Genomic DNA, 15,874 nt, shown 5'->3' with positions numbered 1-15,874 from the left:
GCGCCCGGCCGGGAGCCCCCGTCACGGCCGGTAGGCGCCGCGGTTGTGGTAGGTGACCTTGCCTGAGGGCAGCGTGTTCGGTGCGAAGAGCTGGTCGACGGTCACGAAGTGGAAGCCGCGTGCCTTGAGGCCGTTGATGATGCCGGGCACCGCGTCGACCGTCGTCTTGTGGATGTCGTGCATGAGGACGATGTCCCCGGGCCGGGTGTCCGCCTTGACGACCCTGATGAGCCGCGCGGTGTCGCGGTACTTCCAGTCGAGGGTGTCGACGCTCCAGTGCACGAGCGGCCGGCCGGCGGCGGCGCGGACGGTCGCGTTGTGGGCGCCGTAGGGGGCGCGGACGGTGGTGGGCTTCTTGCCGGTCGCCTGCTTGATCGCCGCGTCCGTACGGGAGAACTGCGACTTGACGGCCGCGCTGCTGAGTCTGGTCAGGTCGGCGTGGTCCCAGCTGTGGTTGCCTATCTGGTGGCCGGCCGCCGCCGCGGTGCGCACCGTGGACGGGTACCGCTGGACGTTCTTGCCGACGAGGTAGAAGCTCACCTTGACGTTGCGCTCCTTCAGGATGCGCAGCAGCCGCTGGGTGTCGGCGACCGGCCCGTCGTCGAAGGTGAGCGCCACGCACTTGACCCTGCGGCAGTCGACGGCGGCGGCGGCCGTGGTGGTGGCGGAAGCGGGCGTGGCGGTGCCGGCCAGTGCGGTGCCGCACAGGGCGGCGGTGACGGCCGAGATGACGAGGCGTCGGTGCATCGGATCCTCCGGGCGCGGTGAACTGCCCTTTCGGGCAAGTGGCTTGCCCTGTTGGACACGCCCGGAGTGCGCTTGGATGCCGGTGCATTCGGCCACTCGCCGGCGCCCGCATCCGTCGACCACCGACTCAGAGGTAGTCCTCCAGGGCCGCGACCGTGAAGCCCTGTTCCTGGATGTGGCGGAGCAGGTTCGCCGTCATCTCGGTGATCGTCGTGCCCTTGAGCTCGGCGGGGCCGCGGAAGTGGGCCAGGATGATGTCGCCGGGCTGCAGCTTCCTGCTGGGCGACTGGTACTGCATGTTCTTGATCTGCATGGACTCCCGCCACAGGACGATCGCCTCGAGGCCGCAGGAGGCCGCGGCGGCGCGGGTGTCCTCGTTCCAGTTGCCGTAGGGCGGACGCAGCAGCCGGGGGGTGGTGCCGTACTCGTCCTTCAGCCTGCTCTGCTGACCGCAGATCTCCTGCTTCTGCGCGGACGCGCCGAGGGTGCGCAGGTCGGGATGGGTCAGCGTGTGGTTCTGGACGCCGTTGCCGAGGGCCTGGAGCTTCTTGAAGTAGCCGTAGTCGGCGCGGATGGCGGCGTCCGTGAGGAACATCGTGAAGGGGATCCTCAGCTCCCGCATCATCGTCACGAACTGCGGGTCCTTCTCCGTCCCGTCGTCGAACGTGAGGAAGACGATCTTCTCCCGGGTGGGTATCTCGCTGATCACCGGCACCCGACCGCCGTCGGCGCGGAGCTTCACCGGCTTGACGGCGGGCGGGGCGGGCGGGGCGGCCAGCGGCTTGATGCCCCACTTGCGGTAGGCGGCCTCGACGCCCGCCCGCGCGTCGGCCCCCTGACCGCGGGACGGCTGCGAGGACCGTCCGGAGGGGGAGGGCGAGGTGGAGGGCGCCGTCGACCCGGCGTCCGCCTGGGACTCGGCCACGCAGCTCGTCGTCGTCGCCGTCGCGAGAAGAGCGCAGACCAGTGCCGCCCCCCTGATCCACCTGTTCACCGCGTAGCCCCTGTGTCATCCGTGCGCCATGCCCTGTCCACCTGCTTGATGTCGAACAGGGTGCCGGGGTTCCGACACATGGACGAACGAAGCGTGACACGCGGGCCTCCACGGCGGCCCGACCGGGGTCGGCGGGACGGCGCCGGAGAGCGTGGCTGCTACCGGGTGAATCCGGTGCCCGGCGGAGGACGGTCCGGGTGCGGGCGGGAAGGGCACTCTGCGTACCGCACTCTGCGTACCGGACAGACAAGGTCAGGGAGCGTCCCGATGCCGAAGTTCCTCATCCAGGCGACCTACACACAGGAGGGCGCCCAGGGGCTGCTCAGGGAGGGGGCGAGCGGGCGGCGGGCCGCCGTCGAGCAGGTCGTGGGCGGCCTCGGCGGCTCGGTCGAGGCCATCTACTACGCCTTCGGGGAGGCGGACGCCATCCTCATCGTCGACTTCCCCGACCGGGTCGACATGGCCGCGGTCGCCCTGGCCGTAAAGGCCGGCGGCGGCCTGCAGACCCGCGCCACCCCCCTCCTCACCACAGAGGAAATCGACGAGGCCACCCGCAGACAGGTCACGTTCAGGGCGCCGGGGGCGTAGCCCGGGGCGGGCGCGGCGGTCTCATGTGGCGCAGGCCCCCACGCCCGCCGCCCGCCACAGACCGGCCGCCTCCTCCGCCGTGCCCGGGGCCGTGAGGAGGAGGGGTTCGTTGTAGGTGGGGAGGTGGGGTAGGGCCGTTGCGCCTGCTTCCTGGGCGATCAGGAGGGCCGGGAGGGCGTCGACGTGGTGGAATTCGCCGATCGCCGCCGCCGTCGCGCGGCCCGCCGCCACCTGGACCAGGGACAGGGCCGTGGAGCCCATCACACGGACCGTGCAGTGGCGGGCGGCGAGTTCGGCGAGGAGGGTGTCCATGCCGGGCCAGTGGGCGTGGGCCGCCCACTCGGTGAGGAAGAGATGGCCGGTGAGGGTGGTGTGGTCGGCCGCGTGGACCGGGACGCCGTTGAGGTGGGCGCCGCCGCCGCGGATCGCGGTGAACGTCTCGTCGCGCCAGGGGTCCGCGACCACGCCGAGCAGCGGGGTGCCGTCGGCGGCGGCCAGGCCCAGCGAGAAGGAGCACCAGCCGATGCCGTGCGCGAAGTTGGACGTACCGTCGACCGGGTCGACCACCCAGGTCGGGGCGGAGCCGACGCCCCGCGTGGTGCCGTACTCCTCGCCGACGATGCCGTACCCGGGGAACGCCTCGCCGAGCACCTCGCGGACGTGCCGCTCCACGGCCTCGTCGGTGTCGGTGACGATGTCCGCGGGGCTCGCCTTCTCCCGTACGGCGGTGGTGCGGGCGCCCCGGATGGTCTCCGAGGCCCACGCCGCCAGCTCGGTCGCCACCCGCAGGGCGCGGTCCAGGTCCGCTGTCGTCTCCACGGGGTGACAGTAGCCGGGACGGACGTCGGGGCGCGGTCGTCGAGGACAACCGCACGACAACGCCTGTGCAACGGCTCGTTGGTTGACTGCTGCCCCGACAGATCAGGAGTCTGTGATGAGCACCAAGACGGGCCCTCAGCGCTACCCGGGCGCGAGCCGGGCGAACTGGTACCAGGACGACTTCGGCGGCGACGCCATGCAGGTCAACGTGGTCGTCCTGCACACCACGGAGGGGTACACCCTGCCCGGCTACGAGGGGGGCTCCACCGCGCCGAACCTGACGGCGGTCCCGGACCTCGCCGCCAAGAAGCTGAAGTGGTACCAGCACTTCGACATCGAGACCTCCTCCCGCGCCCTGGTGAACCTGCGCGGCGGTGTCGAGACGAACACCATGAACGTCTGCCAGGTCGAGCTGGCCGGCACCTGCGACCCCGCGACCCACGCCAAGTGGCAGGCCGCGGGTCACGCGCACGTCTACTGGCCGGACGCCCCCGACTGGGCGCTGCAGGGCGTCGCCCGCTTCCTGGCCTGGATGCACGAGGAGCACGGCGTCCCGCTGTCCGGCCCGAAGAACTGGCCCGCGTACCCGACGTCGTACGGCAACGGCGGCGGCCAGCGGATGACCGGCGCCCAGTGGTCGGACTTCAAGGGCGTGTGCGGGCACATGCACGTGCCGGAGAACGTCCACGGCGACCCCGGTGCGATCGACTTCGCGAGGATCCTGAAGTACGCGAAGGCCGACCTGGACGTCGGCGACGACGACACCGCGCAGACGACCACCCCGGCCAAGCCGACGGTGCCCGCGTTCCCGGGCCGCAAGTACTTCGTCGCCGGGGCCTCGAACGCCTACGTCCTGCAGCTCGGCAAGCAGTTGGTGAAGCGTGGCTTCGGCGACCACTACAAGGTCGGTCCGGGCAAGTCCTGGGGCGAGGCGGACCGGCTGAACGTGCGGGACTTCCAGAAGTCCCGCAAGGAACTGCGCGGCGACGCCGACGGCACACCCGGCCCGCTGACCTGGCGCCTGCTGTTCTCCTGACCCGCAACCTGAACCGACGACGAACCCCCGGGCCGCTTCCCGGGGGTTCGTCCGTCCCTGGTCCGGCCGTGGGGTCAGCCCGTGACCTCGCTGAGCCGGGCGTCGTAGCCCGCCAGGTAGCCCATCAGGGTGGGGTGGAAGACCGCGGTCCCGGCGTTCAGGTTGTTGATCCACGGGTCGGAGCCGCACGCGCCGTGGCCCTTGAACGTGTCGCGCATGTCGATGAACTCGACCGGCTCCTTGGCCGCCGCGGCCTTGGTGCCCTCGGCCAGCGCGTCGGCCAGGCCGTTCATGGCGGTGCGCTTGGCGGCGCTGAGGTCGATCAGGGGGCAGGTCCCGGTCGCGGAGACCGTCTGCGGATAGCCGAGGACGACGACCCGGGCGTTCGGCGCCTTGGTCTTGATGTCCTTGTACAGCCCGGCGAGCGACGTCACCAGCTGGCCCTTGGCGTACGACGACATGTACAGCGTGGCCGAGTCGCACCAGCTGTCGGCCTGGGTGAGGCAGCCCTGGGCCACGGTGGAGAACTGGGCGTCGTTGCCGCCGACCGTGAGCGTGACGAGATCGGTGTCGGCGCTCAGCGCGGACAGCTGCTTGTCCCGCACGTCCGCGATCTTCGCGCCGCTGCAGGAGACGTCCTTCAGCGTGTAGTCCCCGTGCGCGGCGGCCCACAGGGCCGGGTAGTTCAGGGTGCTGCGCTTGCAGTCGCCGCCGGCGCTGTCGTAGTAGTCCGCGCCGACCCCGGAGGCGTACGAATCGCCCAGGGCCACGTACTCCAGGCCCGTGGCCGCCTGGGCCGACGTGCTCATCATCCCGGCCATTCCGGCGAAAGCCATCACCGCGCTGGCGACGGCCGACGTCAATTTACGCATGAGTTCCTTCTGGATCGGGGAGCTGGATCGGGGAGCTGGATCGGGAAGTCCGAATCCACGTGAGGAATGAGGATCGTACAGGCGTCCTCAGAGCCCTCAACTCCTGCTTGTTGCACAGGAATTGTTCGCCCGGTCGCCCGCCCGCCGACTACGACCGGAGTCGTAGTCACGGCCTCTATCTCCGGTTGCAGACGGACCGCGGAGAGATCCGATTCCGAGTCGATGTTCCGCCACTTCCGGCGCCCGACAATTTCTCTGTGCAGCAAAACAACAGGGCCAATCCGTAGCAGGACACCGCGGTCCGGTGCCACCCGCGACAACACGGGGACAACAGTGGAGCAACGAGCCATTGGTTGACTCCATCGCGTACCCTGCAATGCCCCGATGCCGTGTGCGGCGAGGCCCCTTCACATCCAGCGCCGCCCAGGAGGGCCCACCCGGTGAACTCACGACAGGAGCTGCGGTTCGGCGTGCTCGGACCCGTCGAGGTATTCAAGGGCAACGTTTCCCTCGATCTGGGTCCCCGGCAGCGCCGGCTGCTGCTCGTCCGACTCCTACTGGAGGACGGCCGGCCCGTCTCGCAGGACACCCTCTGCCGCGATCTGTGGCCGACGGACCGGCCGACGGGCGCCGCCTCCTCCGTCCGCGCGCACATCAGCAGGCTGCGCGCGGTCCTCGACCCGGTCCGGCAGGGCCGCTCCACCGTGCTGGTCAGCGGCCCCGCCGGGTACACGCTGAAGGTGCCGGCCGGGGCGCGGGACACCACCCTCTTCGAGGAGTCCGTGAGCCGGGCCCGCGAGGCCCTGAGGAGCCGCCAGCTGCCCATCGCCCGGCAGGAGATCGACGCCGCGCTCGGGCTGTGGCGCGGCGAGGCGCTGGCCGAGGCCACCGAGCACGCCTTCGCGATACGTGAGCGCACCCGGCTCGACGGCACCCTCCAGGACGCCAAGGAACTCCAGGCCGCGATCCTCGTCCAGCAGGGCGAGACGGAACCGGCGATCGGCGTCGCGGAGGGCCTGGTCCTCAAGGCCCCGCTCCGGGAGACCTCCTGGGCCCTGCTGATGCGCGCCCTGTACGCGGCCGGCCGGCCGGTGGAGGCGCTGCGCCAGTACGAGCGGTTCCGCGACATGCTCGCCACGGAGCTCGGCCTGGACCCCAGCCCCCAGCTCAGGGACCTGCACACGGCGATCCTGCGGCACGACGTCGTCGTCCTCGGCACCCCCCACCCGGCCGACCCCGTCACGGCCGTCTCCGTCGCCCCCCTCGCCCCGGACCCCGATTTCGCCACCGCGTGCGCCCTTCCGGACCCCGGCACCGTCGAGGCCGTCCCCTTCGTGGGCCGGCACGAGGAGAAGAAGCAGCTCGCCGCACTGCTGTCGGCCGCGAACGCGGGCCGCCCCCGCTGGGCCGTGATCACCGGGGAGCAGGGCTCCGGCAAGACCCGGATGGCGGACGAGCTGTCCGCCTGGGCCGCGTCGGCCGGGTTCACCGTCGCCCGCACCCGGGCCGGTCAGGCCCTCAGCGGCAACCGCGGGATCTCCCAGACCTGCCCCACCGTCCAGCTCCTGGACGCGCTGCGGCAGGACGGCAAGGACTCCGCGGAGGACGAGGAGGCGCAGAAGGACCCGCTGGCCACGGTCGTCGACGAGCTCACCCAGGGGCCCACACTGGTCGTCGTGGACGACCTCGACGAGGCGCCGCAGGGCTTCCACCGGCTGCTGCGGCGGCTCGCCAAGGTGTTGCGCGAGGCGCCGGTGGTGTTCGTGTGCACCCTGCGCAACCCCGACGCCCCCGTGTCCAGCATGCTCCTCGCCGACCTGGCCCTGATCGGCGCGACCTGGCTGACCCTGGACCCGCTGACCGCCGACGACGTGGCCGACCTGCTCACGGCGCGCGGCGAGGCCGCCGGCCCCGGGGAGGCGGCGGCCCTGCACCGCCGGTCCGAGGGCCACCCGTTCGCGCTGGCCGAGCTGATGGACCTGCCGCCCGGCCGGCGCACCGGCCCGGAGGCGCAGGTACCGGCCGCCGTGCGCAACATCCTGCACGCGCGCCTGGTCGACCTGCCCGATCCGGCGCGGACCATGCTGACCTACGCCGCCGCCGACGGCGAATGGCTGGACCTGGGTCTGCTCGCCGATGTGCAGGGGCTGGCCCCCGACCAGTTGCTGCCGCTGATCGACGCGGCCGTCACCGCCCGGATCCTGGTCTGGGACGGCGAGCCCGGCACGGGCGGCACCGGCCGCTACCGGCTGCCCGAGCTGCCCCGCGACGTCGTCCTGAGCACCCAGACCCCGTCCTCCCGGCAGATCCGGCATGCCGCGTTCGCCCGGGAGCTCGCCGCCCGCGACGGCGCCGATCCGGCGCGGCTGGCCCGGCACCTGCGGGCGGCGGGGCCGATGGCACCGGCCGCACAGCGCTGAACTCCCCTGGAAACAGCTGTTGTTGGTCTTATCATCGTCAACCCCGCTCCCTACGATCGGTAGATGACACAACCGACGCAACCCGGCCCTCCTGTGCCCCCGCCCGTCCCGTACGGCAGACCGCCCGGCCCGCCGGCGGACCCGGGCGCGGCCTCCGACCGGGTCTCCGGCGGGCTGCTGCTCCTCGGTGCGGTCCTCGCCGTCATCGGTTCGTTCACCACCCTGAGCACCTCGCGGCAGACCTTCAGCAGCAGTAGCGACGGCACGGTCTTCCGGACCGTCGCGAAGGCGTGGTCGTACACCACCTCCTACCCGGGGGAGGACACGGAGTCGGTCACGCAGTTCGACGGGGTCCCGCTGCTCATCGGCAGCCTTCTCGCCATCGCCGCGGCCGTCCTGCTGTTCACCGGCTCCGGCGGCCGGCAGCCGTCGGCCCGGGTGCTCGGCGTCACCGGCGCGGCGCTGCTGTTCGGCACGACACTGACGGTGGCGATCGCCGCGATCGGTGACACCCAATGGGACACCGACTCCCGGTCCACGACCTTCGGCCCCGGCTTCTACCTGCTCGTCGTCGCCTGTCTGCTGGCGCTCGCCGCGACCGTCCTCACCGTGCTCAACAGCCGGCGCCCCGCCGTCGCCGCCGTTCCCGCCCCGTACCCGCAGCCCTGGCCGACGGGCCCGGTCCCGCAGGCGTACCCACCGTTCCAGCCGCAGCCGTATCAGCCGGTCCAGCAACAGCCCTACCCACCGGTCCAGCCCCCGCAGCCCCCGCTCCAGCCCCCGGCCCCGCCCGCGAGCTGAGGACGCGGGCCGCCCGTCACTCCTCCACGACCCCCGACCGCATGTACGTCTTGACATCCTCCCCCTCTTAAAAAAGGGGGATTCCAACCCAGGTGGGTTGAGGTTCACGGGTGCTCGAGCGGCTGGTGGCCGCTGTCACCCCCTCCGGCACCGGCTGTTCGCCGGGGGCGGGGGATCCCGCCCTGTCCTGCCGCGACGTTGTTGGCCGCATTGTTGTCCGCGTTGCAGGTGAAGCCGCGGGAGGAGCAGCAGAACTCGGCTTGGCTCTTGCGCGAGTTCTTGTCGATCCACCCGCAGGCACTGCACCGCAGACTGGTGTAGGGAGCGGGAACATCCTCGACCCGGCCGGGGGCCTTGTGCCCGGTGCGTCGGCGCAGCAGGCCCCAGCCCTGGGCGAGGATGCCCCGGTTCAGGCCGGACTTCTGCGCCACGTTCCTGCCGGGCTGCTCCACGGTTCCCTTCGCGGAGCGGGTCAGAACCCCCGTCCGCGGGCACCCGCCTGTCAGCCCCGCAAGGGGCCGACGGCCGTCGCGCGCTCGGCGCGGCGCTTCAGCAGGTAGGCGTACGGTGACGCGCCGTAGGCGAGGGTGAACTCGCGGCTGAGCTGCCCGGCCGGCAGGCCCGCGGCGGCGGCGAGCGCCAGCACGTCCAGCGGGCGCGCGTGCTCCCGGTCGATCCGGTCCCGGACCCGGCGCAGCCGCGCGAGGTCGCTCAGGCGCCGCGCCGCGACGAGCGCGCGCCGCCATCCCGGGTGACACATGGCGGACCCCCCTTCTCGCCGTACGGCTCAGCGCAGTTCCTGGATGCGGATCAGGTTGCCCGCGGGATCGCGGAAGGCGCAGTCGCGGATGCCGTACGGCTGCTCGGTCGGCTCCTGGACGACCTCGGCGTCCCCGGCGGTGACCTTCTCGAAGGTGCCGTCGAGGTCCGGGGTGGCCAGCAGGATCCAGCCGTAGGTGCCCTTGGCCATCATCTCGGCGATGGTGCGGCGCTCGGCCTCGGTGATGCCGGGGTCGGTGGCGGGCGGGGCCAGCAGGATGGACGTACCGGGCTGCCCGGCCGGGCCGACCGTGATCCAGCGCATCCTGCCCTGTCCCACGTCGGTGCGGACCTCGAAGCCGAGGACGTCACGGTAGAAGGCCAGGGACGCGTCCGGGTCGTCGTGCGGGAGGAAGGTCGTGTGAATGGTGATGTCCATGGACTTCACGCTAGACCCGGCGCGGCGCGGGGCGCTTCTCCGATCGTGACCGGTTGCGGCCGGTGTCGCGCCGGGCGGGGTCAGGCCTTCGCGGCGTCGTACTCCTCGCGGGCCCGCTGGATGGCGGCCATCCGCAGATCCGTCCAGTGCGCGAGGGCGCGGACCTGTTCGGCGGCCTCGCGGCCGAGGTCCGTGAGGGAGTAGTCGACGCGGGGCGGGATCACCGGCTTGGCGTCGCGGTGGACCATGCCGTCGCGTTCCAGGGTCTGCAGGGTCTGGGTCAGCATCTTCTCGCTGACCCTGCCGATCCCCCGGCGCAGTTCGCTGAAGCGGTACGGGCGGTCGAGCAGCGCGATCAGGACGAGGGTGCCCCAGCGGCTGGTGAGGTGCTCCAGGGCGCCGCGCTGCGGGCACATCGCCTCCCCGCCGGCGAGCCGCAGCCCGTCTGCGAGTGCCGTCTCAGTTGCTGCCATGCCCCCACTGTACGGCCGGGCCGGCTTTGCCCGGGAGCCGGTGCGCGGGGCCCCGGGGCATCCGATCGCCTCGATCGGACCAGCAAGAATCGGCACGGGGCCCGCGTCGCGACAAGACTCGGACGCGAAGGGGCCCGGGGCCGGGCATCCGTCCGCAGCGATCGGGCGGGGCTCGCCGTCCCCACTTCCCCGCCCCTTCGTTCCCCCTCCCGTTTCCCCCGTTTCCCCCGTTTCTTCCTTCCCCCCTGCCCTCCTCCGGAGCCGGTCCGGCCACGCCCGAGCGCGTCCTTCGAGGCGCGTTCGTTCGTGCTGCCCGGGTCCGGGGGCGGCGAAAGGAGCCCCCCATGCGTTCACGCACCGCAGCCGCGACCTCCGTCGCGCTGAGCACCGCGGCCGTCCTGCTCGTCCCCGCGGCCATCCCGACCGCCACGGCCGCCGAGAACCGCCCGCGGATCAGCGGCCACCGCGGCGCCGCCGGGTACGCGCCCGAGAACACCCTGCCGTCCTTCGACAAGGCCGACGAGCTCGGCGTCGACTGGGTGGAGACCGATGTGCAGCGCACCAGGGACGGTGAGCTGATCCTGCTGCACGACCGGGACCTCCGGCGGACGACGAACGTCGAGTCGGTGTTCCCGTCCCGCGCGAGCCGCCCCGTCAGCGACTTCACCGCCGCCGAGCTGGCCCTCCTCGACGCGGGCAGCTGGAAGGACGCCCGGTTCTCGGGCACCCGCATCCCGACCCTCGGCCAGACGCTCGACCGGCTGGACCGCAACGGCCAGAGCCTGCTGCTGGAGATCAAGCAGCCGGATCTGCATCCGGGCATCGAGGGCGCCATCCTCGACGTGCTCGCCCGCAAGGGCTGGCTGGACGGCGACCATGTCGACCACCGGCTGATCGTCATGAGCTTCGGTACGAACGCGGTGCGGACGATCCACCGGAAACGGCCGGAGCTGAAGACGTCCGTGCTGGTCTCGGCCCGGCCGTCGGCCTCCGCCCTGCGCGGGTACGCGGCCTACGCCGACCAGGTCAACCCGGACTACCGGCAGGTGTCCGGTGACTTCGTGGCCGCCGTGCACGCGCTCAAGGGCGCGCACGGCAAGCCGCTGGAGACCATCCCCTGGGTGATCAACACCGCGTCGGCGGCCCGGACGGTCGCCGGGTGGGGAGCGGACGGCATGACGAGCGACCTCCCGGACGTGGCCGCCCGAGCCCTCGGCTGACCGCCCCCGGGGATCCCCGCCCTCAGGCGCCGCGGGCCGCCCGTACGAACGCGGTGATGAGGGCGGGGTCCTTGACGCCCCGGCTGCTCTCCACCCCGCTGGAGACGTCGACGCCCCAGGGCCGGGTGACGGCGACGGCGTCCCGGACGTTGTCCGGGGTGAGCCCTCCGGCGAGCAGCCACTTGTCCCCGGAGCCGACCGGGGTCCACCGGGACCAGTCCCAGGCGACCCCGGACCCCGGCACCGGGGCGTCGAGCAGCAGCATGTCCTCACCGAGCTCGCCGCAACGCGGCACGGCGTCGCCGAAGGCGGCCGCCCGGATCAGCGTCCAGTCGCCCGTGGCGAGTTCGTCGTAGTAGCCCCGCTCCTCCGGGCCGTGCAGCTGGACGGCCCGGATGCCGGACTCGACGGCCAGGGACCGTACGTCGTCGAGGGGTTCGGCGCGGAACACGCCGACCGTGAGGACGTGCGCGGGCACCCGCCGGGCGAGCCGCGCGGCCGTGGCGGCGTCGATCCGGCGGGGGCTGGCCGAGAACACGAACCCGATGGCGTCGGCGCCCGCCTCGACGGCCGTGTCGACGTCCCGCTCGGTCTTCAGACCGCAGATCTTGACGAAAAGGGAGTCACTGGAGTTGCTCACGGACCCAAGCCTGCCGCATCGGGAACGGAAGCCGCACACAGGAATGTGACGCAGGCCACATCACAGTCCCCGATGACTTCACCCCCGCTCCCCGGTCCACACGTACGACATCACCGACCCCGACGGGAGCGCCACCATGACCGCCGCCGCAGCCAAGGGCCCCGCCTCCTACTTCCCGTCCATCGAGAAGAAGTACGGCCGGCCGATCGCGGAGTGGAAGGAGCTGATCCGCTCCTCACCGCTGACCCGGCACATGGAGCTCGTGAACTGGCTGAAGTCCGAGCACGGACTCGGCCACGGCCACGCCAACGCGCTCGTCGCCGACACGCTCGCGGAGCGCTAGGCTCCGCGCCGCGACCATTTGTACCGTTTGATCACCTTTAAACCGTCTTCGATCCCGAGGAGGTTGCGATGGCCTCGCGACTCAACCCCTACCTCAGCTTCAACGGCGACGCCCGTGCGGCGCTGGAGCACTACAAGGACGTCTTCGGCGGCACGCTGAACCTGAGCACCTTCGGCGAGTTCGGCCAGGCGGACAGCCCGCAGGCGGACCAGATCATGCACGGCATGCTGGAGGCCCCGAACGGCTTCACGCTGATGGGCGCCGACACCCCGCCGGGGATGGACTACAGCCCCAGCGGCAACGTCTCCGTGAGCGTCAGCGGCGACGACGACGCCGAACTGCGCGGCTACTGGGAGAAGCTGTCCGCCGGGGCCCAGGTGTCCGTCCCGCTGGACAAGCAGATGTGGGGCGACGTCTTCGGCATGTGCACCGACCGCTTCGGCATCACCTGGCTGGTCAACATCGCCCAACAGCGGGGCTAGAGCCTCCCGGCTAGGGCCTGTTGGGAAAGTCCCGTCGTCCGCCCGGAGGGCGGGCCCGGCGGCGTCGTGGGGGCCCCTCCCGCGCGAGCGAAGCCGAGCGTGGGGGAGCGTGCTCTCGGCGTGCCGGGGGGAGACCCTCGTACTGGATGTACTTGGGGCTTCGCCGGCGCGGCGAGTGGGGGTGCCCCCTCTGGGGGAGCGTGCCAGGCGTCGCCGGGCTGGGGGTACCCCCTCTGGGGGAGGGGCTTTCGCAACAGGCCCTAGACCTCGTACCGGCCGACCTCGAGGAAGTACCGCAGTTCCTCCGGGGTGCCGCCGATCGCGGCCTGGGCCGCCGCGCGCAGCGCGTCGCTGATGTCGGTCCGCGCCAGGATCCTCGCGATGGCGACCCGGTCGTCCTCGGCCTGGGCGAGCCGGTAGCCGGTGGCGAGGAAGGCCACCCGGTCCTCGATCGTGCCGTCGAGGGCCTCCGTGGCCTCCCGGTGGACCGCCTTGCCGCTGTCGGGGTCGGCGAGGATCCGGGCGATCGCCACCTTGTTGTCCTCGTCCTGGGCGAGCACGATGCCCGTCTTCAGGAAGGCGCGCAGGTCGTCGACGGTGCCGTCGAGCGCCTCCTGGGCCTCCCTGCGCACCGCCTTGCCCGTGCTCTCGTCGGCGAGGATGCGCGCGATCTCGATCCGCAGCTCGTCCTCCGTCATCGAGTCGTACGGCGACTCCGCGTCGGCGGCCGGGTCCGCGGCCGTCGTGGCGGACGCCGTGACGGCCGCGGAGTCCGGGACGGCGGCCGCGAAGGACGGCGAGGCGAGCAGCAGGGCCGGGGTCAGCGCGCCCACGGCCACGGCGAGCGCCACACGCGAAGGTCTCATTGTCGTTCCCCCATGATTGATTGGCTTGGTGCCGACGGGAAGATCCTTCAGAACCGAACACCGCCGCGCACTGTGCGGACCGAGCAGTCTTGACCGCCGGTTCGTTGCCGGAACACAGACACGGGGGGCGTGGTGGCGGGGGAGATTCCCGAGCAGTACCTGGACGGCTACACCCGGCTGCTGACGGAGGTCACGGCCACCGGCCGCCGGCTCACCCGGGCGGAGCTGGAGTCCCGGCGCGCCCTCGGCGAACGGGCCGCCGACGCCGGTCACGGGCTGCGCGCCCTGGTCAGCGCCCATCTGGCCGCCGCCCGCTCGGTCCGGCCCGACTCCCCCGGCTCCGCCGACAGCACCCTGGCCGCCGTACAGCAGGTGGTGGACGCCCTGGCCGAGGGGTACGAGCGGGCGCAGCGGCTCGCCGTACGACGGGAGGAGGCGGCCCGCCGGGAGTTCATCGACGACCTGCTCTACGGCCGCAGCGACCTGGGCCGCCTCGCCCAGCGCGCCGAACGCTTCGGTCTGCACCTGTCGCACACCCACGCCGTCGCCGTCGCCCGGGGCCCGGCCGCCTACGACGAGGGCGACCCGGTACCCCGCCGGGTGGAGCAGGCGCTGCTCGCCCGGTTCGGCGACCGCGAGGTGCTGCTGACCACCAAGGACGGCTTGTTGGTGTGCGTCGCCCCCGGTCAACGGGGCGAGATCCTGCCCGCCTTCGCCCGGCAGGCGCGGGCCGCGACAGGCGGCGGCCGGGTGGCGATCGGCCGCCCGCAGCCCGGCCCCGGCGGGGTCGTCCAGTCGTACGAGGAGGCCCGGAGCGCCCTCGAACTCGCCGCGCGGCTGGGCCTGGACGACCCGGTGCTGCGCGCCGCCGATCTGCTCGTCTACCCGGTCCTGACCCGCGACCGGCAGGCGATGGCCGACCTCGTGCAGGCCGTGCTCGGCCCGCTGACCGCCGCCCGCGGCGGCGCGGAGCCCCAGCTGGCCACGCTCGCCGCCTACTTCGACTCGGGCTGTGTGGCGGCCCAGGCCGCCCGCCGACTGTCGCTGAGCGTGCGGGCCCTGGCATACCGGCTGCAACGCATCCACCAGCTCACCGGCGTCGACCCCACCGACCCCGCGCACCGCTACACCCTGCAGACCGCCGTGATCGGCGCCCGCCTCCTCGACTGGCCCGCCCAGCCCCTCTGACAACCCCTCCGACAGCCCCCCACAGCCTGCCCACGAAAACGACATGAACGGTTCACATCATGTCCACATCCGGCAGGTTGAGGGGACAGGAACCCGCCATTGACTCTCCCCGCGCGCCTCGATCACGAAGCCGTATGGGGAGAACCGTTTCCTTAGGGGGACCGCAGTGGCGTCCGCAGTGGAGGTTTCCGGCGCGCCGGAACCCGACAGACCCGTTCCTCGACGGCTGCACACGGCCCGTGGCCCAGGTGACCGGGTCTTCCGGTACCAGCTGACGGCCACCGGCGTCACCGTCCTCGCCATCATGGCGGCCGTGGGACTGTTCCTGCTGCTGAGGGCCGGTCAGGCCCTGCGCGCCAAGGGCTTCTCCTTCCTCACCACCGCCGCCTGGCAGCCGGACGTCCACAACTTCGGCATCGCGGCCGTGCTCACCGGCACCCTGCTGATCGCCGCCGTCGCGGTGACGATCTCCGTGCCGCTGGCCGTCGGAACCGCGCTGTTCATCTCCGACGTGGCCCCGCGCGGACTGCGCCGCACCCTCGTCACCATGGTCGACCTGATGGCCGCCGTCCCCTCCGTGGTCTACGGCCTGTGGGGGCTGTTCTTCCTCCAGCAGCACGTCATCGGGCTGTCGCGCTGGCTGTCGACCTGGCTCGGCTGGATCCCGCTGTTCGCCGTCGACGGCACCAGGCCCGGTGAGCCGCTCGCCTCCGACAGCGTCTACACCGCCTCCACGTTCGTCGCCGGGATCGTCGTCGCGCTGATGGTCGCGCCGATCCAGTGCTCGGTGATGCGGGAGGTGTTCGCCCAGGCGCCGGCGGGCGAGCGGGAGGGCGCGTACGCGCTCGGCGCCACCCGCTGGGGCATGATCCGCGCGGTCGTCCTGCCGTACGGCAAGGGCGGCATCATCGGCGGCACGATGCTCGGCCTCGGCCGGGCGCTCGGCGAGACCATCGCCGTCTACCTGATCATCTCGCCGGTCTTCACCATCCAGCCGCACATCCTGCAGACCGGCTCGAACTCGGTCTCCTCCCTGATCGCCCTGCACTACGGCGACGCCTCGACCTTCGGCATGTCGGCGCTGATGGCGGCGGGCCTCGCGCTGTTCCTGCTCACCCTGGCGGTCAACTTCACCGCCTCCTCCATCGTGGCCCGCTCCCGGTCCGGCGCACAGAGCGAGGCATGAG

Annotated in this window: 18 protein-coding genes and 1 pseudogene; 9 read left to right on the top strand and 10 right to left on the bottom strand. The window is 72.2% G+C overall.

Features of this window, described 5'->3' with window-relative positions:
- Window positions 1-21: 21 nt before the first annotated feature.
- The gene (locus ABZ464_RS43195) at window positions 22-747 is read right to left on the bottom strand and encodes a polysaccharide deacetylase family protein (protein WP_359287401.1); all 726 of its coding nucleotides are present in this window, start codon (window positions 745-747) and stop codon (window positions 22-24) included.
- A 127-nt stretch (window positions 748-874) separates the two neighbouring features.
- Complete coding sequence (locus tag ABZ464_RS43190) at window positions 875-1,741, bottom strand: polysaccharide deacetylase family protein (RefSeq protein ID WP_359287400.1); 867 nt, start codon at window positions 1,739-1,741, stop codon at window positions 875-877.
- 267 nt (window positions 1,742-2,008) lie between these two features.
- Here ABZ464_RS43190 and ABZ464_RS43185 point away from each other — a divergent pair, with 267 nt between their 5' ends.
- The gene (locus ABZ464_RS43185; protein ID WP_359287399.1) at window positions 2,009-2,329 is read left to right on the top strand and encodes a GYD domain-containing protein; all 321 of its coding nucleotides are present in this window, start codon (window positions 2,009-2,011) and stop codon (window positions 2,327-2,329) included.
- Window positions 2,330-2,350: 21 nt separating this feature from the next.
- On the opposite strand, the gene ABZ464_RS43180 is transcribed toward ABZ464_RS43185, so the two are convergent.
- Complete coding sequence (locus ABZ464_RS43180) at window positions 2,351-3,148, bottom strand: inositol monophosphatase family protein (protein ID WP_359287398.1); 798 nt, start codon at window positions 3,146-3,148, stop codon at window positions 2,351-2,353.
- Window positions 3,149-3,263: 115 nt separating this feature from the next.
- Here ABZ464_RS43180 and ABZ464_RS43175 point away from each other — a divergent pair, with 115 nt between their 5' ends.
- Window positions 3,264-4,184: a peptidoglycan-binding protein gene (locus tag ABZ464_RS43175; RefSeq protein ID WP_359287397.1), complete on the top strand. Its 921-nt coding sequence runs from the start codon at window positions 3,264-3,266 to the stop codon at window positions 4,182-4,184.
- Between the two features lie 74 nt (window positions 4,185-4,258).
- Here ABZ464_RS43175 and ABZ464_RS43170 read toward each other — a convergent pair whose 3' ends face one another.
- Window positions 4,259-5,056 (bottom strand): SGNH/GDSL hydrolase family protein, encoded by a 798-nt coding sequence (locus ABZ464_RS43170; RefSeq protein ID WP_359287396.1) that lies wholly within the window; start codon window positions 5,054-5,056, stop codon window positions 4,259-4,261.
- A 440-nt stretch (window positions 5,057-5,496) separates the two neighbouring features.
- Between ABZ464_RS43170 and ABZ464_RS43165 the strand changes: the two genes are divergently transcribed.
- Together ABZ464_RS43165 and ABZ464_RS43160 are read left to right on the top strand one after the other, a co-directional pair.
- Entirely contained in the window at window positions 5,497-7,476 is a 1,980-nt protein-coding gene (locus tag ABZ464_RS43165; RefSeq protein ID WP_359287395.1) for a BTAD domain-containing putative transcriptional regulator, read from the top strand.
- Window positions 7,477-7,539: 63 nt separating this feature from the next.
- A complete protein-coding gene (locus tag ABZ464_RS43160; protein ID WP_359287394.1) occupies window positions 7,540-8,277 on the top strand; it encodes a hypothetical protein in 738 nt (245 codons plus the stop codon).
- A gap of 104 nt (window positions 8,278-8,381) precedes the next feature.
- Here ABZ464_RS43160 and ABZ464_RS43155 read toward each other — a convergent pair whose 3' ends face one another.
- From ABZ464_RS43155 to ABZ464_RS43140, 4 genes and pseudogenes are all read right to left on the bottom strand, one after another.
- Window positions 8,382-8,729, bottom strand: coding sequence for a zinc ribbon domain-containing protein (locus ABZ464_RS43155; RefSeq protein ID WP_359287393.1), 348 nt, complete (start codon window positions 8,727-8,729; stop codon window positions 8,382-8,384).
- 68 nt (window positions 8,730-8,797) lie between these two features.
- A pseudogene (locus ABZ464_RS43150) lies at window positions 8,798-9,037 on the bottom strand (AraC family transcriptional regulator); the annotation flags it as partial.
- A 27-nt stretch (window positions 9,038-9,064) separates the two neighbouring features.
- Complete coding sequence (locus tag ABZ464_RS43145; RefSeq protein ID WP_359287392.1) at window positions 9,065-9,475, bottom strand: VOC family protein; 411 nt, start codon at window positions 9,473-9,475, stop codon at window positions 9,065-9,067.
- An 80-nt stretch (window positions 9,476-9,555) separates the two neighbouring features.
- A complete protein-coding gene (locus ABZ464_RS43140) occupies window positions 9,556-9,948 on the bottom strand; it encodes a helix-turn-helix domain-containing protein (RefSeq protein WP_359287391.1) in 393 nt (130 codons plus the stop codon).
- Between the two features lie 344 nt (window positions 9,949-10,292).
- Between ABZ464_RS43140 and ABZ464_RS43135 the strand changes: the two genes are divergently transcribed.
- The gene (locus tag ABZ464_RS43135; protein ID WP_359287390.1) at window positions 10,293-11,168 is read left to right on the top strand and encodes a glycerophosphodiester phosphodiesterase family protein; all 876 of its coding nucleotides are present in this window, start codon (window positions 10,293-10,295) and stop codon (window positions 11,166-11,168) included.
- Window positions 11,169-11,190: 22 nt separating this feature from the next.
- Here ABZ464_RS43135 and ABZ464_RS43130 read toward each other — a convergent pair whose 3' ends face one another.
- Entirely contained in the window at window positions 11,191-11,808 is a 618-nt protein-coding gene (locus ABZ464_RS43130; protein WP_359287389.1) for a phosphoribosylanthranilate isomerase, read from the bottom strand.
- Between the two features lie 136 nt (window positions 11,809-11,944).
- Between ABZ464_RS43130 and ABZ464_RS43125 the strand changes: the two genes are divergently transcribed.
- Complete coding sequence (locus ABZ464_RS43125) at window positions 11,945-12,151, top strand: DUF4287 domain-containing protein (RefSeq protein WP_359287388.1); 207 nt, start codon at window positions 11,945-11,947, stop codon at window positions 12,149-12,151.
- Between the two features lie 68 nt (window positions 12,152-12,219).
- A complete protein-coding gene (locus tag ABZ464_RS43120) occupies window positions 12,220-12,633 on the top strand; it encodes a VOC family protein (RefSeq protein ID WP_359287387.1) in 414 nt (137 codons plus the stop codon).
- Window positions 12,634-12,893: 260 nt separating this feature from the next.
- Here the strand turns inward: ABZ464_RS43120 and ABZ464_RS43115 are convergent, their stop codons facing one another.
- On the bottom strand, window positions 12,894-13,499 hold the full coding sequence (locus ABZ464_RS43115) for an ALF repeat-containing protein (protein ID WP_359287386.1): 606 nt from the start codon (window positions 13,497-13,499) through the stop codon (window positions 12,894-12,896).
- Between the two features lie 129 nt (window positions 13,500-13,628).
- On the opposite strand from ABZ464_RS43115, the gene ABZ464_RS43110 reads away from it, so the two are divergent.
- Complete coding sequence (locus tag ABZ464_RS43110; RefSeq protein WP_359287385.1) at window positions 13,629-14,687, top strand: helix-turn-helix domain-containing protein; 1,059 nt, start codon at window positions 13,629-13,631, stop codon at window positions 14,685-14,687.
- 166 nt (window positions 14,688-14,853) lie between these two features.
- Window positions 14,854-15,873 carry a phosphate ABC transporter permease subunit PstC gene (pstC, locus tag ABZ464_RS43105; RefSeq protein ID WP_359287384.1) on the top strand — a complete coding sequence of 340 codons (1,020 nt, stop codon included), beginning with the start codon at window positions 14,854-14,856 and terminating at the stop codon, window positions 15,871-15,873.
- Window position 15,874: the final 1 nt, after the last annotated feature.

Source organism: Streptomyces sp. NPDC005820, from assembly GCF_040630255.1.
In the GTDB taxonomy this organism is placed as follows: Bacteria; Actinomycetota; Actinomycetes; order Streptomycetales; family Streptomycetaceae; genus Streptomyces.
The sequence above is the reverse complement of the archived record's forward strand: the minus strand, read 5'-3'. Positions and strand labels throughout refer to the sequence as shown.

What these genes read in the sequence shown, in the direction of transcription:
- ABZ464_RS43195 (WP_359287401.1), bottom strand. Translation starts at nt 747, where the DNA reads ATGCACCGACGCCTCGTCATCTCGGCCGTCACCGCCGCCCTGTGCGGC.
- ABZ464_RS43185 (WP_359287399.1), top strand. Translation starts at nt 2,009, where the DNA reads ATGCCGAAGTTCCTCATCCAGGCGACCTACACACAGGAGGGCGCCCAG.
- ABZ464_RS43175 (WP_359287397.1), top strand. Translation starts at nt 3,264, where the DNA reads ATGAGCACCAAGACGGGCCCTCAGCGCTACCCGGGCGCGAGCCGGGCG.
- ABZ464_RS43170 (WP_359287396.1), bottom strand. Translation starts at nt 5,056, where the DNA reads ATGCGTAAATTGACGTCGGCCGTCGCCAGCGCGGTGATGGCTTTCGCC.
- ABZ464_RS43160 (WP_359287394.1), top strand. Translation starts at nt 7,540, where the DNA reads ATGACACAACCGACGCAACCCGGCCCTCCTGTGCCCCCGCCCGTCCCG.
- ABZ464_RS43145 (WP_359287392.1), bottom strand. Translation starts at nt 9,475, where the DNA reads ATGGACATCACCATTCACACGACCTTCCTCCCGCACGACGACCCGGAC.
- ABZ464_RS43140 (WP_359287391.1), bottom strand. Translation starts at nt 9,948, where the DNA reads ATGGCAGCAACTGAGACGGCACTCGCAGACGGGCTGCGGCTCGCCGGC.
- ABZ464_RS43135 (WP_359287390.1), top strand. Translation starts at nt 10,293, where the DNA reads ATGCGTTCACGCACCGCAGCCGCGACCTCCGTCGCGCTGAGCACCGCG.
- ABZ464_RS43125 (WP_359287388.1), top strand. Translation starts at nt 11,945, where the DNA reads ATGACCGCCGCCGCAGCCAAGGGCCCCGCCTCCTACTTCCCGTCCATC.
- ABZ464_RS43120 (WP_359287387.1), top strand. Translation starts at nt 12,220, where the DNA reads ATGGCCTCGCGACTCAACCCCTACCTCAGCTTCAACGGCGACGCCCGT.
- ABZ464_RS43115 (WP_359287386.1), bottom strand. Translation starts at nt 13,499, where the DNA reads ATGAGACCTTCGCGTGTGGCGCTCGCCGTGGCCGTGGGCGCGCTGACC.